The organism is Paracoccaceae bacterium (assembly GCA_019454225.1).
In the GTDB taxonomy this organism is placed as follows: Bacteria; Pseudomonadota; Alphaproteobacteria; order Rhodobacterales; family Rhodobacteraceae.
This window is the reverse complement of record CP075370.1, coordinates 2,780,614-2,794,584: the sequence shown is the minus strand read 5'-3', so window position 1 is coordinate 2,794,584 and position 13,971 is coordinate 2,780,614. Positions and strand designations below refer to the sequence as shown.

Genomic DNA, 13,971 nt, shown 5'->3' with positions numbered 1-13,971 from the left:
CCGGCAATGCTTTGTTTTCTGAAGCGTGGGGATAGTCGCCGCCTACAGCGACGCGAGGCACGCCACGATGGACCGTACTCCCCTACTCGACCTGCCCTATATCCTGGCCGCGCAGGCGCAGAAACACGTCACCCACAACGAGGCGCTGCGGGTGCTGGATCTGCTGGTCCAGCCCACCGTTCTGGCGGCGGGTGTCAACGCACCGCCCGAGGGTCCGGACGAGGATGCGCGATACCTGACCGGGGATTCGCCCGTCGGGCCCTGGGCGGGCCAGCCCGGCAGGATCGCCTTTCTCGATCAGGGAACATGGCAGTTCCTGCGGCCGCAGGACGGCTGGGCCATGTGGGTTCTGGACCGGTCGGAATACGCGATCCATGTCGGCGGCGCCTGGCGGTTCGAATCCGAGCTGCCGCTCCGTGCCGCGCGGGTCGGGGTGGCCACGGAGCCGGATGATGTGAACCGTCTGGCGGTCGCCGGGGACGCAACGCTGCTGACGCATGGCGTGAACGGGGGACATCAGGTCAAGATCAACAAGGCCGCAGCGTCGGGCACCGCGAGCCTGCTGTTTCAGACCGGGTTCTCGGGTCGGGCAGAGATGGGAACCGTGGGCAGCGACGGTTTCGCAATCAAGGTCAGCACCGACGGCGCGAGTTTTGCCGAGGGTTTGCGACTGGACCCGGCCAGCGGCGCAATGACCGTGCCGGCTGGCATGAACCTGCCGGACGGAACGGCCGCGCTGCCCGGGCTTCGCTTCGGTTCGGACACCGATACCGGACTGGACCGGCCGGCCGCCAACCAGATCGGGCTTGTCGCCGGGGGTGCGCGGCGGGCGGTCCTGTCTGCCACGGCGCTGCAGCTGGACGTGCCGTTGACCGGCACCGCCGTGACCCAGAACGCGACGGATGCGACGGCCGGGCGGGTGACCCGCGTCGGGGATTTTGCGCTTGGCGGCCACACCACGGATGCGAGTGCAAGTGCGGCAGGGCTCGTGACGCGGTTCCTGCGTCTTGCGGCCGACGAACATGCCCCCGACGGCACCCGCTGGCATTGCGTCCATATCTCGCGCGTGCTTGACGCCCAGGGCGCGCAGATCGCGGTGCGCGAGAACAATCACGGCCTGGCCACGCGGCAGCGAAGCTCGGGCGGGACATGGAGCAACTGGAACCAGTACTACGGTCGGCTGAACATACTCGGTTCAGTCTCGCAGTCTGGCGGCGTGCCCGGCGGCGCGTTGATCGAAGCCGGATCGAACGCAAACGGGCGGTATCGCCGCCACGCCTGCGGGTTTCAGCAATGCTGGCGATCGGGCCTTGCGGTGGCGGATGCCACGATCTCGCTGGGCGCGCTGTTCCGCAGCGCGGATGTCACCTGGACCTTCCCGATCGCATTTGAGGCGACGGTGCAGCCGGTGGTGACGGGCGCGGTGGACGATGGCGACTGCTGGATCACGACGGTCAGCGTGACGCATCAGCAGGCCGTCCTTCGGGTGGTTTCGCCCATCTCCAAAGGATCGCCGCTGTCGCTGCGGGTTGCTGCCGTCGGCGGATGGACCACAGCCTGATCGAAAGGCGATTCTCTTTAAGGTTGTGTGCTTCGCGCTACACACCAATAGGTGGATGCCGGGGCATGCCTATGGCCGCCCCGGAACCCGCATCATCATTCGGCGCTTGCCAGAGGCCGGAATGCCCGGCCTTCGACGAACCCGGCAAGATAGAAATGCTCTGTCGCGCTCGACAGCTTGCCTGCCTTGATGGCCTTTGCGACATCGACATGGCGCGCGAGATAGTCCGCCTCGTCGATCTCGATCGGAAACGGCATCCGGCCTTCCATCATCCCGCTCATCGCGTAATGGTGCGCCGCACTTGTAAAAAACCCCTGCTTGATCGCCTGCGCGACGTCGGGATACCGGTTGGTGTACCAGATCTCGTCCACGTCGTTTTCGATCGCGGCATGCAGCAGTTCGACGAACATCGGATAGGGCACGTTTACCGGCTTGTCCTTTGCAATGGGCAGCAGCCGCAGGCGGCGCAGAAGGTCAATCGGGTTTCGGTTCTTCATCGGAGACGGTTCCAGATTCCAAAGGGTCGAGGCATCGAAGTCATGACTGTCCGATGCAACAAATTCAAGGCGAACATCGGTTAACTGCGCGAACTTATTGCCCTGCTGCCGGCTGGCGGTCGGTTTTTGCGCAGCGGTGCTTGCCCGTCCGGCGTGGCGTGATAACGTCGCTGCACCCGCAGCAGTACGAATGATGGCGCGATGCGAAACACGGCAACCGATCTGGCCGCAGTTGCCGCGAGAGTAGTTCGCGACTGTGCACCCAAGCGCCCGATGAAGCTGTCGGAGCGGGTGATCTGGTCGGCAAACGCTCATGACGGCGCCGCAAGCGTCGACGAGTTGCGCGGCGCTTTCTTGGGCCAGGCCTGCGGCACGCCGGGATCCGGCACCGTGGCTGTCCGGATGCGGTGACGGCGGATGGTCCCGCAGCAAACCACTGATCCCGAGATGCCGGGCGCGTCCCAGCGAAACAAGGATTTTCCATGACCGTTCAGACGATCAACCTGCATGTTGGCCACGGCAAGACCGGCAGCAGCTTCATTCAGTCGTCGCTGGCGCTGTCCCAAGAGGCGCTGGATGCATCCGGGGTCGCCTATCCGATCGACCCCCGGCACGAGGCTGCGGGCCGGGCCGGGCATATCTCGTCCGGTAACGTGAAGGCGGGGCCGGGGGGAATGGCGGAGGTGGTGCGCTGGGGCGAGCAGACCGGACATCCGGCCGTTCTGCTGAGCTCTGAGGCATTGTTCCTAACCCTGTCCGGCGAACTTGAGGGCGATGTCGCGGCGCTGCGCGCAGCCTTTCCCGATGCGCGCCTTCGTGTCCTGATCTACATCCGCGATCCGCTGGACCATGCGGCATCGACCTACCAGCAGCAGATCAAGCGCGGCGGATATACCGGCAGCTTTGCGGACAGTCTTGCGCGCTACAAGTTCCCGATGCGTGTCGCGCGGTTCGTGCCTGCGATGCAGGCGCATGGCGCGGAAGTGACGGTGCGCAACTATTCGCGTCACAGCAAGGCACTGCTGACGACCTTCGAAGACTGGCTGGGGCTGCCGTATGGATCGCTCGTGCGCCCGCCGGTCGACACGGTCAACCGGTCGATGACGCTGGCCGAACTGGAATTGCAGCGCCAGTTCAATACCCTCTTCGGCAGGGAAGCACGGCGTTTCGTCAGCGATCCGCTCTGCAACCTGTTGCCGGAGGTCCGGTCCGAGACACCTTCGCTGTCCGCCGATGATCTGGGTGCATTCCTTGAACGGATGGCGCAGATGGTATCCCACGACTCCGTCACCGCCGTGGTGCCCGCGGACGAAGCCTATCGCGTTCCCGCGCTCGACGAGGTTGCGGCGCGCTTCGCGCCGATCGACACACCGTTTCCATTCGCCTTCACGGCCGATCAGTTGCGGATCGTGGTGGAGGCGTTCCACGCCGAATTCCAGCGTCGGGTCGAGTATGCGCAACGTGGGATCGATCCAGCCGACGACAACAACCCGCGCCCGCGCGAGGCGCGCAAGCGCAAGATCCGCGCGTGATCAGCCGCGCTTTGCCTCAAGCTCCGCCTTGAGTTCGTTCACCTGCTTCTGCAGCGACAGGACCATCTGAAGCAGCAGACGGTCCATTTCCCACGGGGTTACGCTGCGCCGTTGTTCGTCCGGCGTGTCGAAGGTCAGCGGAGGTTGCCCCTGTTCGGCCAGCAGCGCGTTGAGCCGGTCAAAATCGGCACGGCAGGTCTCCTGGAGTGCCAAGAGGTCGGCGGTCGTGGGCAACAGGGCTTCCAGTGGCGCCACAGTTGACTGCCGGGGCCCCGAGATGCGCATCGGCGCGATCAGCGTCGCCATCAGTTCGGGCGGTGCCGGCTGGTCGATCTGGCTGTTGTGAACGACATAGGCTGCCAGCAGCGGATTCGACGGTGCCTCGTTCGCGCGCATCGAGGGGATGCCCGAAAGATCCGCGATGCCGCAGAAATGCGACACCGCATCATCGACCGCGTCCACGTTGTAGAGTTCGACAACGCCGGGGAATGCGCTGCGCCAGGTGTCCACCTGATCGGCAAAGGCGACCGGATGGCTTTCGACCCATTCTGCGAAGCTGCGAATCGGGCCGGGATACATCTTGCCCTTCAGGCCGAACTGCACATAGGCGCTGCGCGCCCATTTGTCGTGGCGGCGGACGTAGCAGACAATGCGCAGCGGCACGCCATCACGGGCAAGTCGCTGGATAATCGCGATGATGCGCTCTGAATTCGGCAGGAAAGCCTCGTTGCTCCAGACCACGCGGTCCACACCGGCTGCGGCAAACCGGTCCAGCCCGTCGCGGATGACGCGGTAGACTTCTTCGTCAACCCGGGCCCGTTCGCGCGGGGGCTGACGGAAGAACCGGTTGGGCTGTCCCTCGACGCACCAGTCGTGCTGGGTCGCGCCGGGCACATGTTCCAGCATCAGCCCGACATAGGCCGCGTTCTGTCCGGCAAGGACCTGCGGGTTGCGCTTCAGCGCGAACTGGATCGCGGTCGAACCCGCCTTGCCGGCACCGATATGCAGGATGAGTTGCGGAGGTCTGGTCATGGTGCTTCCTGCGGATTGGCGGGGCGTGCCGGTGCGGCGGGCAGGCGGTCAGCGTGCGGCTTTGTCGGCCCTGCGCGGCCGGTCCGGACGGGCGGGCCTATCGGGGCGCGGCGGGCGGTCGGGGCGTGACGGCTTGTCCTTGCGCACGCGCGCTTCTCGGCCCTCGTTCCGCTCGATCACGCCCTGCCACTTCCGGAAGAACTTGCGGGTGATCGGTCGACCGTCCTCGCGCACGAGGCCGCGCATGAAGGAAACCTGATCGGTCGGCAGGGCAGCCGCCAGCGCGGCCACTTCGTCGCGCACCTCGCTCAGAAGGAAGGGACGGTCGCGATTCAGCAGGGCATCGGCGCCGGTCGCCTCGAACGCCGTGATGGCCCGCGTTTCCGCCTCGGTGAAGCTGGGCGCATTCTGCGGGGCGGAATGCGACTTCGACTTCACGAGCCGGTCGTCGATGGCCGCCAGGTTGACCGGATCGAACCGGGCCGGTCCGAGATCGGGCAGCAGCCAGGACAGCGCGTGCCGTGTCGCGCCTTCCCAATCGGCGATCACCGCGCGGTTCGGCATGATCATCACATCATGCGATCCGAGTGCCGCCAGTGCCCGCAAGCAGGTCATGGAATCCGACACCGCGAACAGCGCACGCTTGCCGGGATCCCAGTCATCCTCGGGGTCGTCCGCCCGGCGCGCGAAGCTGAGCGCCACCGATTTCACGTCGCGCCAGCACACCACGCCCTTGCCCGGCGCGATTTCGTCCAGCAGGCCCTTCAGCCGGAAGATGTAGTTGGGCGTCTTGTTGCCGAAGAAGCGCAGCGTGTCGCCACGGCGGGCGATTTCGGCGGTCGAGACCCGCAGCAGCGCGGGGCGCGCGCGGCGCAGGCCACGGGGCGGCGGGTCCAGCGTCAGATCGTGATAGCAGCCGGGCGGGTGCAGCGTGCTGTGGTCCGTGCCCGGACCGAACAGTTCCAGGCTGCAATGCACCCCCTCGGCCGCAGAAAGATAGCGCGCGACCGCAGATGTGCCGCTGCGCCCGGTTCCGGCGACGATGAAGTCGAACCTGCGCTGCCGCGCGCCGGCATCATCGGCCGCGGTCATTGCTGCACCTGCATCCAGATGCTTCCCCCGGCATTCATGACAGGTTCGCCATAGGCTTCTTCGACGTCCTTGCGATAGCGCGTGAGGAAGTAGTTGTTGAACGCCGTCACGGGGAAGCGATGATTGTACATCAGAAAGGCCCGGAGGATGTAGACCTCGTTCCAGGAACGGCGCTTCTCGAAGATCCAGGCGTCCGGATACTCGAACGGGTGGTGGATGTCGTGCACATGCACGACGACACCCGGCTTCAGGCGTGGAAGGATCTCGAACATCTCGAAGCACACGTCGCTGCCGGTCTTCACGACATGCGTCGAGTCGATGAACAGGAAATCTCCGGATTCCAGCGTCTCGTACATCGCGGGATCGGTGCCCTGCACCAGACCCTCCACGATGGTCACGCGCTCGGCGTCACGCTCGGTCAGATTGCGGCGCAGGCGCGCGGGATTGGGTTCGATGCAGGTGATGGCCGTCGGAAGATCGAGCCTTTCGATGGTGTCCAGCATGCACGCCGTGGAAAAGCCGGAACCGATCTCGATGATCCTTTTCGGGCGGTGCCGCGCGATCATGGCGGCCAGCACGATGGCGTCGCCCACCGTGAAGATGCCATTCTCGGTATAGTATCGCGCGCCCTCGGTCTTGGTCTTTGGAAAGCGGTGACTGGAAATGAAAGGACGCAGGCGATCGAATTCCGCGCGAAGATCCGCATCGCGGATTGACAGGCCTGCCACCGAGTCGATTGGCTGGCGCCGGTCGACACTGAAGAACGTCCGCACCTCGGCGGGGTTGACGATCGGGGAATAGTAGTGGCCCGGCGGATGTTCCGGGTCGACGCCCGCGCGCGACTGGTATTCCGGCGAGGCCACCATCAGGTCGAAGGCCTGCGCGAAGCCAAGGCGTTCGCGCTCGGCGCGGCGCAGCCAGTTCGCCAGTTCGCCGGGGCGAAGGCTGCGCTTGAGAAGGTGCTGGGCGAGACGCTGAAGATCGGCATCGCTGACCGTGGCTGCCGGCCGGCTTTCCTGGTCCGTCGAAGTCATCGACGATGTCCTTCCATGCTGATGTCGCGGGTTTCGTAGCAGTGCCGCCGCACTGCCGCAACCGGGACATTGGAACGCGGCGTCCCCGATGTGATCGAGACTTGCACGGCGCCGAAAAATGTCTCTTTGTGAAGCGACTGGTGTGGCAAAGCCATCCATTCGTCATCGGAGAGCCTGCTTGGTTAAGATTGTTTATATCCTGGGTACGACTCGGTCGGGTACGTCGGCCATTCGCAACGCCCTCGCGACGACACGCTACAAAGGGTATGGTGAAGGTCATCTTATTGATATCCTGACTGAAATCATCTCGGTTGTTCGTCGGGAAGCGCGTGCCAACGAAGGTGCGAAGGTCGCTGGCAACGGCGTCAGCGCGCTGCGCGAGCGCGTGCTGATCCGGCATTTCTTCCATGGCTACGAACGCTATCTGGTCGAGAACCTGGGATCTTCGCATCTGCTGGACAAGACGCCCAACATCCACCCGATCGCCCACGCGCCGGACCTTCTGGCGTTCCACCAGCATGCCCGATTCATCCACTGCGCCCGCCGCCATGTGGATAACCTTCAGTCAAAGCGCAAGAAATTCCGCGACAAGCCGTTCGCGAACCAGTGCACGGAATGGGCCGAGTGCCACCGCGCCTGGGAGCGGGTGAAGCCGCAGCTTGGCAACTCCTATATCGAGTTCGATCATCACGATCTCGTCACAGACCGCGAGGGCACATGCCGCAGCATGGCGGAGCTTCTGGAGTTGGACGAGGCCGAGACACAGCGGATGATCGCCTATCTTGAATCGGAACGTCCCCAGGCAACAGCGCCCGGCGCCGATCTGGACCGGTTCCTGAAGTTCAGCGAGATCGACTGGTCGGAAGAAGACAAGGACTCGTTCCTGAGCATCTGCGGACCGGTCGGTGACAAGCTCGGCTACGGGCTGGAAACCTATTTCGCCTGAGCGCCGGCACGTCGCGGGCCATCCGCGATGGCCCGCCTTCCGTCACGCGGCGCCCGGCAGCGCCGCGATGCAGCTGCGGTGTTCCGCCCAGGCCTGATCCATCGAGATCTCGTCGGCAACGCCGGTCGAAAGCTTGGTCCAGAGTTCGGCATTGCCGGCCGTCCGCACGATCAGCCCGGCCAGTTGGCCCGTCGCGCCGGGTGCAAAGCTCAGGCCGTTGACACCGTCGATGATGCGGTTCGTGATGCCGCCGGCCCGCGCGCCGAGTATCGGACGCCGTGCATCCCAGGCCTCCGAGATCACGAGGCCGAAGGTTTCCGGCCAGACCGACGGCATCACCATCCAGTCCACCGCCGCCATCAGTTCGAACACGTTCTCCCGGGCGTAGGAACCAGCCTCCGTCACCTGCACGTTCTCGGGCATCTCGGCCATGATGGCCTCGATCCGCTTCAGATAGGGTTCGGACGCGTATTGCTTGTTGCCACCGTGGATCTTGATCTCGATCCGCGTCTCGATTTCGCGCGCCGCCGTGCTTGCAGCTTGCAGCAGTACGTCGATCCCCTTGGCGTCGACATACTGTCCGAAGAAGCCGTAGGTCGCGACGCCGGGGCTGTGCGAGGGCACCCAACCGGTCGGGCGGCAGGACTTGTGGCCGTTGGCGATGGTCGAGATACGGTCTGGCGCAATGCCCCAGGCGATGAACCGCTGGCGCAGGTATTCCGATGGCGCGATGAAATGGTCGACAAGCGCGAAGGCCCGCCGGAACCCGCGCCGGCGCAGCACGAAATCGTCCACCGACCGGTCGGGGAAGCAGCGCACGCATTGGTCGGGCGAGGTGTCGAGGCAGATCGCCGCCTCATGCCGCCGGTAAAGCTGGCCGTTCGCAAGACAGATCGGCAGGTATTCGTGCAGCGTGTAGATGATGCGCACGTCGGGCAGCACCTGGCGCGCAAGCTGCAGGAACTCCAGCCCCACCCACAGCGAGTGGTGAATGTGGATCACATCGGGGCGCACATCCTCGAGGAAACGCCGCAGTGCCTTGTTGCGCCGCGCGTCGTAGATGGTGTGGTAGAAGTCGTCGAAGCTGTGGCCGACCAGCAGAAACTCGTTCGGGCTGTCGGGCAGGGCGGTGATCGCCGACCCGACCTTGCCGTAACCCGGGAACATGCGTCCGTCGATGCCGGCCAGAAGCGTGGCCTCGACATCCGGATCGGCAACCGCCATGTCATGCAGATCTTTCGCGACCTGTTGGGCACCGCCCTTCATGACACGCGGATGATAGAGAGCGACAGTCAGGAATCGCACCGGGTTCCGGCTCCTACAAGAGTTCGAGGTCGTCGTGGCTGTCCACGACGAGGGGAGATGCTCCGAACCGTCGCGAGAACAGGCAACGGTTCAGCCACATGAAGCTGCGTTGCGGGGGGCTGAAGGCCTTGCCCGCGCCCTCCATGTGAATCCAGCGCGATGCACGGTCCAGGATGATCGGAATGCCGCGTTCGCGCAGGCGAAGGCAGAAATCGGCATCCTCGTAGTAGGCAAAGACGTATTCCGTCGAAAGGCCGCCGACTGTCAGGAAAAGCTCACGGTCGATCTTCCACAGCGCGGCCGAGACCAGCAGCACGTCGTCACGCAGCTTTCGCAGCGCGCCGTCGAGCGCGGCCGCATCGTCATCCACCCGGTGCGACAGGCCCTTGCCGAAATGCTCCACGCGCGCCGCCCGTGCCGCGGTGGCGCGGACCGCATCCACCACCGTATCGCAGACCGCATACATGCCCGCATGCATCAGCGCGCCATCGCCGTAGTACAGCATCGCCCCATGCAGTGCCTGACCCGGCGGATTGAACAGGAAGTCGCGCACGCCCTGGTCATGCGCGGGGTCTTCGGGCGGAAAGACGTCGGGGTTCATGAACACCAGCGTCTGGCCGCGCGCCACCTCGGCACCGAAGTTGTTGGCGTGCGAGAAGCCCGAGTTGCCGGAACACAGGTAAAGGCGCAGCGGCAGGTCCCAAAGCTGGCAGAACCCGCGCAGACGTTCGACAACCACCTCTGCGCCGACCAGTTCGTTGCAGACCACGACGATTTCGGTGCCCGAGCCCGCCAGCAGGGGTGCCAGCGATTCCAGCTGCGGGATCAGCATGTCGGCGCGACGGTACAGCGTGATGACGATCGATCGCTCCGCCGCGGCGTGCTGCGCGTTCTGGAAGGCGAGCACGAAGCCCAGCTTTGCCAGGAATGCCTGCCATACGCTCGCGAAGGGCTCATGCAGAACCTCTGACGCCGCCATCGACTGCCCGATCGGCAGATCCGCCACCGCGGCCACCGCGCCGAGCGTCTGGTTCAGGAACTGGCTCACCGATTGCCAGCGGGTGTTGCCCACGCGGTGAACCGGCTTGCCGTTGACCAGGATGGTCAGGTTGGGATGCGGCGTCACATCGTCCAGTTCAAGCAGCGCGAGATAGCCGGACGGCCGCTCGGTATCGCCGATCACGGCGGCGACGTCGGGGCGGCGGTACCATGCCGGTTCGATCTCGCCGAAATCGTAGCGTTCGTAGCCGACGTCGATGGTCACATGGAACTTGCGGATGTGGCGGCGATCCGCCCAACCGGACAGGAACACATGGCCCGACTCGGAACACAGCACGCCCTCGACCCGCATGTGTTCGGCGGCGTCGATGCCGCGCAGTTCGTTGCGTCCGTAGGTTTCATAGTGCGAACGCAGCAATAGTTCGTCATCCGCGCCGTAATGCTTGGCGACATCGGCGTTGTCGGTGGCGTATTTCGTGTGGAGGAAGGTCTTGCTGGCCATGCCCCTGCCTGTTGCGCTGCGGTCTATGATCACGTCAATGCAGGAAAAAATCCTGATGGATCAGCGCCTGTCCCTGTGTCGGCGGGCAACGTCCCCGGAAACAGTTGGCAAGTCAAGCCGCCATCGGCCTGTGCCGGTTGCGCGTTCTGCCTGTGCCCGCGAATGCGGCAGGGCGCGCTGTCCGGGCGGGCGGGCCATAAGTCGGCGCAGTTCTTCGACCTCCGCGGGCGCCGGGGTTGCGTTGGCGGACCTGGGCGCGGATAGAACGCGGGACTGCCGATTGTACGGAGCGATTCGATGAGCCGCGTCAAAGCGATCAACTGGCACGGCGACGGCTGGCTCGAGATCGAGGGCGCGCTGGCGATCGAGGGCCGTGGCGATGTCCAGGTGTCGTTCTTCCTGCCGCATGATGCGCGGCAGCAGTCGAGCAAAGTGGTCGCCGTCTGGGATGGACAGACCTGCCACCGTGTCGAGGTGACGCGCGGCAAGCTTACGAGGCTGCCGGTCTTCACCCTGCCGGAGGATGCAGAGGAACTGCGCCTGCACATATTCTGCGCGCATCGCGAGGCGGGCGGCAACGACATGCGTCGCCTCGGCGTGATCATGCGGTTGCAGGCGGCCGCCGACGCGGTGATCGAGCGGCGTCTGGATATTGCGGCGCCGGGCCGGGGCTTCGCGGCGCATCCGGACCGGGCGCTTGTCGCGGAGTTCATGAATGTCCCCGCCTATTGCCGGGGTTTCGCCCCGCGCGAGGTGCCGTCGGACCCGGTGCTGCACTATCTGATCCTGGGCGGAGTCACCGGGCGCGATCCGGCCCCGGGCTTTTCCTCGGAGGCATATCTGCGCGAGACACCGGCGGTGGCGGAAAGCGGAGCCAATCCGTTCGTTCACTACCTGCGCGAGGCTCTGGGCGAGGCAGCGCTGGCCGACTCCGCCGAACGACAGCCGCAGGTCGTCCGCGCCCTGCGGGCGCGGTTGTCGGGCGTATCGGAACCCGTCGCGGACCCGCAGCCTGCCGCGGCGCGACCGGCGACGACCGCTGCGGCCCCGCCCTTGCCCCGCAACCTGCAAGAGGCAAACGCCCACCTGGCCGCGGGCAATCGGGCCGAGGCATTCAGTCTGGCACTGTCCGCACTCATGTCGGGCGACCGCGCCCCGGCAGCGGCGACCATGCTGACGCATATCATCGGCACGCGGGACAGTTGGGACCGTGTCGAGGCATCGATGACCGACCTGTTCGATGCCGACTTCTATGTGGCGCAGAACCCGGGCCTGCCGCACGATGGCGCCGACCCAGAAGTTCACTACCTGCTGCACGGCTGGAAGGAGGGGCGGCTCCCCTCACCGCTGTTCGATCCCCGGCACTATGCCGCGCAACTGCCCGTCGGCCTGCCCGAAGGGGTATTCCCGCTGGCGCATTTCCAGCATGTCGGGCGCCCGGCCGGTATCCGGGGGGTTCCGGATGGCACCACGCTGTGGCCCGCGCCGCCGTTGCCGGAGGCTGCCGACCGGCTGCGCATTCCCCGGCTGCTGACCGACGACATCGTGGCAACCGTTCATGTCCTGATCGAGCCCGAGGGCGGCGATCCCCGCCCCACGATCATGTCGCTGCTGCGCAACCGGGGCGATGCGGCCTATGACGTGTCAGTTGTCGAGGTGGGCGACCGTGCCGACTGGACCGCCGATCTCGCCGCGCTGGACGAAGAGGGTCATGTCTTCTGGCGGACGGCGCCCCCCGGAACGCCCCGCAACGCACTGCTGCGCGACGTGCTGTCGGGGCAGGACCTGGGACGCGCGGCGGTGGTCGTCGCGCAGGATGCGCAGGTCTTCTCCGGCTGGTTCGGCCGCCTGATGGCGCATGCCGCCGACCCGGTCGCCACGGTCACCGCGCTGTCCACCCACGCGGCCTTCGCGGCCTATCCGCGTGCCGCGGCCGCGAACCTTGTGGCCTGCGAACCGTCCGCCGCGGCGATCGACCGTCTTGCCGGGACCGTCAACGCGGGCCGCGCGGTCGAGGTGCCGGGCGCAGACGGGGCCTGTGTGCTGGTCACGACGCAGGCGCTGGCCCTGCTGGCGCATGGTGGAGGCGACACCGATCCGGTGGAGCAGATCGGGCGCCGGGCCCGCCGCGCAGGTCTGCGGAATCTGGTGGCCTGCGACCTGTTCGTGCCGCGTGCCGGGGCCGGCGTGCCACGTTCGGCGCCTGCGCCGATTGTCGCGGCGGACAGTCTGCACAATGCCGCCGTGCGCACGCATCTGCGGGCCGATCCGCTGCGGTCCGCGCGCCGTGCGCTGGATCTTGCGCGGTTGGCGGCGCAGGGACAGGTGACTGCACTGCACATCAGCCATGGCATGGGCGGCGGCGTCGAGACCTATCTGGGTCAGGCGATCCGTCAGGTGCCGGGAGCCGCCATCCTGCGCCTGCACGATGGTTGCCGCATGACGGTCGAGACGGACGCGCGCAGCGGTATGTTCGTTCCCAATCTTTCGGCGGTGGACCTGCGCGGCGACCGGGGGCTTCTGGCGCGCTGCATCGCGGCCATGTCGCCGGGTCAGATTGTCGTGCACAGCCTGTCGGGCCTGTCCTGGCCGATGCAGGCGCAGGTGATTGAGGATCTGGCGGCCTTGCGGGGCGAGATCGTGTTCATCGGGCATGACTATGCCGCGATCAGTGCCCAGTATTGCCTGTTGCCGCCCGATGGGTCGCCCTGGCGGGGGCCGCCCGATACCGACACGCTGCAAGCCTGGGCCGCGATGACCGATCCGCTGGCCGAGGCAGGGCAGGGCGATCCGCTGCAGCGCCAGGCCGCCTATGCCGCGCTGTTCGACCGGGCGGACCGCCGCATCCTTCCCAGCGAGGCCGCCGCCGCGATCTTCCGGCGTTACTTTCCCCGCCACCGGTTCGAGGTGGTCGCCCATCCGCCGCACCTCGCCGCCGCCGCGCTGCCGCCGCGCAAGCCGGACGGTCGGCTGCGCATGGTGGTGCCGGGCAAGGTCTGGCCGCACAAGGGAAGCCGCGTGATCGAGGCGCTGGCCGAGACGGTGCGGCGCCGGGCCCTGCCGGTCGACCTGTCCGTGGTCGGCCACAGCGACATCGACGACCGGCTGCGGCAACTGGGTGTCCGCGTCACCGGCCCCTACCGGCGCGAGACCGAGGCGCTGGAACATCTGACACACCTGCATCCTGACCTGCTGTTCGTTCCCAGTCTCTGGCCAGAGACGCATTGCTACACGCTGTCATTCGCCGAAGCGCTGGGCCTCCGCGCGGCGGTGTTCGATCTGGGTGCACAGGCAGAGCGTGCGCGTGCCATGCCGGACGCGGTGATACTGCCGCTGCATCTTTGCGATGATGCCGACGCGCTGGCCGATGCGTTGCTGCCGCTGATGCCCTCGGTTCCGGAACCTCCCGCCGTGTGATCGCGCGGCGCGCGCGGCCAGACCGTTCAGGGCGGGGGGGAATCCGCACCAGAC

General features: G+C 66.2%; 10 protein-coding genes. 4 read left to right on the top strand and 6 right to left on the bottom strand.

Going from position 1 to position 13,971, the window contains the following annotated elements:
• The first annotated feature begins 67 nt into the window (after positions 1 to 67).
• The gene (locus KF887_13200) at positions 68 to 1,561 is read left to right on the top strand and encodes a DUF2793 domain-containing protein (GenBank protein QYK40375.1); all 1,494 of its coding nucleotides are present in this window, start codon (positions 68 to 70) and stop codon (positions 1,559 to 1,561) included.
• 95 nt (positions 1,562 to 1,656) lie between these two features.
• Here the strand turns inward: KF887_13200 and KF887_13195 are convergent, their stop codons facing one another.
• A complete protein-coding gene (locus KF887_13195) occupies positions 1,657 to 2,490 on the bottom strand; it encodes a hypothetical protein (GenBank protein ID QYK40374.1) in 834 nt (277 codons plus the stop codon).
• A gap of 50 nt (positions 2,491 to 2,540) precedes the next feature.
• Here KF887_13195 and KF887_13190 point away from each other — a divergent pair, with 50 nt between their 5' ends.
• A complete protein-coding gene (locus KF887_13190; GenBank protein ID QYK40373.1) occupies positions 2,541 to 3,590 on the top strand; it encodes a hypothetical protein in 1,050 nt (349 codons plus the stop codon).
• Here the strand turns inward: KF887_13190 and KF887_13185 are convergent, their stop codons facing one another.
• Genes KF887_13185 through KF887_13175 form a run of 3 tightly spaced genes read right to left on the bottom strand, consistent with a single transcriptional unit; the run spans position 3,591 to position 6,748 of the window.
• Entirely contained in the window at positions 3,591 to 4,622 is a 1,032-nt protein-coding gene (locus KF887_13185) for a hypothetical protein (protein ID QYK40372.1), read from the bottom strand. It lies immediately after the preceding gene.
• Between the two features lie 48 nt (positions 4,623 to 4,670).
• Entirely contained in the window at positions 4,671 to 5,714 is a 1,044-nt protein-coding gene (locus KF887_13180; protein ID QYK40371.1) for a sulfotransferase, read from the bottom strand.
• Positions 5,711 to 6,748, bottom strand: a complete 1,038-nt coding sequence (locus KF887_13175; protein QYK40370.1) for a class I SAM-dependent methyltransferase — start codon at positions 6,746 to 6,748, stop codon at positions 5,711 to 5,713. Before KF887_13175 ends, KF887_13180 begins: the two co-directional genes overlap by 4 nt.
• A 178-nt stretch (positions 6,749 to 6,926) precedes the next feature.
• Here KF887_13175 and KF887_13170 point away from each other — a divergent pair, with 178 nt between their 5' ends.
• Entirely contained in the window at positions 6,927 to 7,694 is a 768-nt protein-coding gene (locus KF887_13170; GenBank protein ID QYK40369.1) for a sulfotransferase, read from the top strand.
• A gap of 42 nt (positions 7,695 to 7,736) precedes the next feature.
• Here KF887_13170 and KF887_13165 read toward each other — a convergent pair whose 3' ends face one another.
• Both KF887_13165 and KF887_13160 read right to left on the bottom strand, forming a co-directional pair.
• Positions 7,737 to 8,918 carry a glycosyltransferase gene (locus KF887_13165; protein QYK40368.1) on the bottom strand — a complete coding sequence of 394 codons (1,182 nt, stop codon included), beginning with the start codon at positions 8,916 to 8,918 and terminating at the stop codon, positions 7,737 to 7,739.
• Positions 8,919 to 9,012: 94 nt separating this feature from the next.
• A complete protein-coding gene (locus tag KF887_13160) occupies positions 9,013 to 10,500 on the bottom strand; it encodes a glycosyltransferase family 2 protein (protein QYK40367.1) in 1,488 nt (495 codons plus the stop codon).
• 297 nt (positions 10,501 to 10,797) lie between these two features.
• Here KF887_13160 and KF887_13155 point away from each other — a divergent pair, with 297 nt between their 5' ends.
• A complete protein-coding gene (locus KF887_13155; GenBank protein QYK40366.1) occupies positions 10,798 to 13,917 on the top strand; it encodes a hypothetical protein in 3,120 nt (1,039 codons plus the stop codon).
• Positions 13,918 to 13,971 lie beyond the last annotated feature (54 nt).

Bases quoted from the DNA above. Each gene is read 5' to 3' on its own strand.
- KF887_13155 (QYK40366.1), top strand. From the start codon at position 10,798: ATGAGCCGCGTCAAAGCGATCAACTGGCACGGCGACGGCTGGCTCGAG.
- KF887_13160 (QYK40367.1), bottom strand. From the start codon at position 10,500: ATGGCCAGCAAGACCTTCCTCCACACGAAATACGCCACCGACAACGCC.
- KF887_13190 (QYK40373.1), top strand. From the start codon at position 2,541: ATGACCGTTCAGACGATCAACCTGCATGTTGGCCACGGCAAGACCGGC.
- KF887_13180 (QYK40371.1), bottom strand. From the start codon at position 5,714: ATGACCGCGGCCGATGATGCCGGCGCGCGGCAGCGCAGGTTCGACTTC.
- KF887_13200 (QYK40375.1), top strand. From the start codon at position 68: ATGGACCGTACTCCCCTACTCGACCTGCCCTATATCCTGGCCGCGCAG.
- KF887_13185 (QYK40372.1), bottom strand. From the start codon at position 4,622: ATGACCAGACCTCCGCAACTCATCCTGCATATCGGTGCCGGCAAGGCG.
- KF887_13165 (QYK40368.1), bottom strand. From the start codon at position 8,918: ATGGCGGTTGCCGATCCGGATGTCGAGGCCACGCTTCTGGCCGGCATC.
- KF887_13175 (QYK40370.1), bottom strand. From the start codon at position 6,748: ATGACTTCGACGGACCAGGAAAGCCGGCCGGCAGCCACGGTCAGCGAT.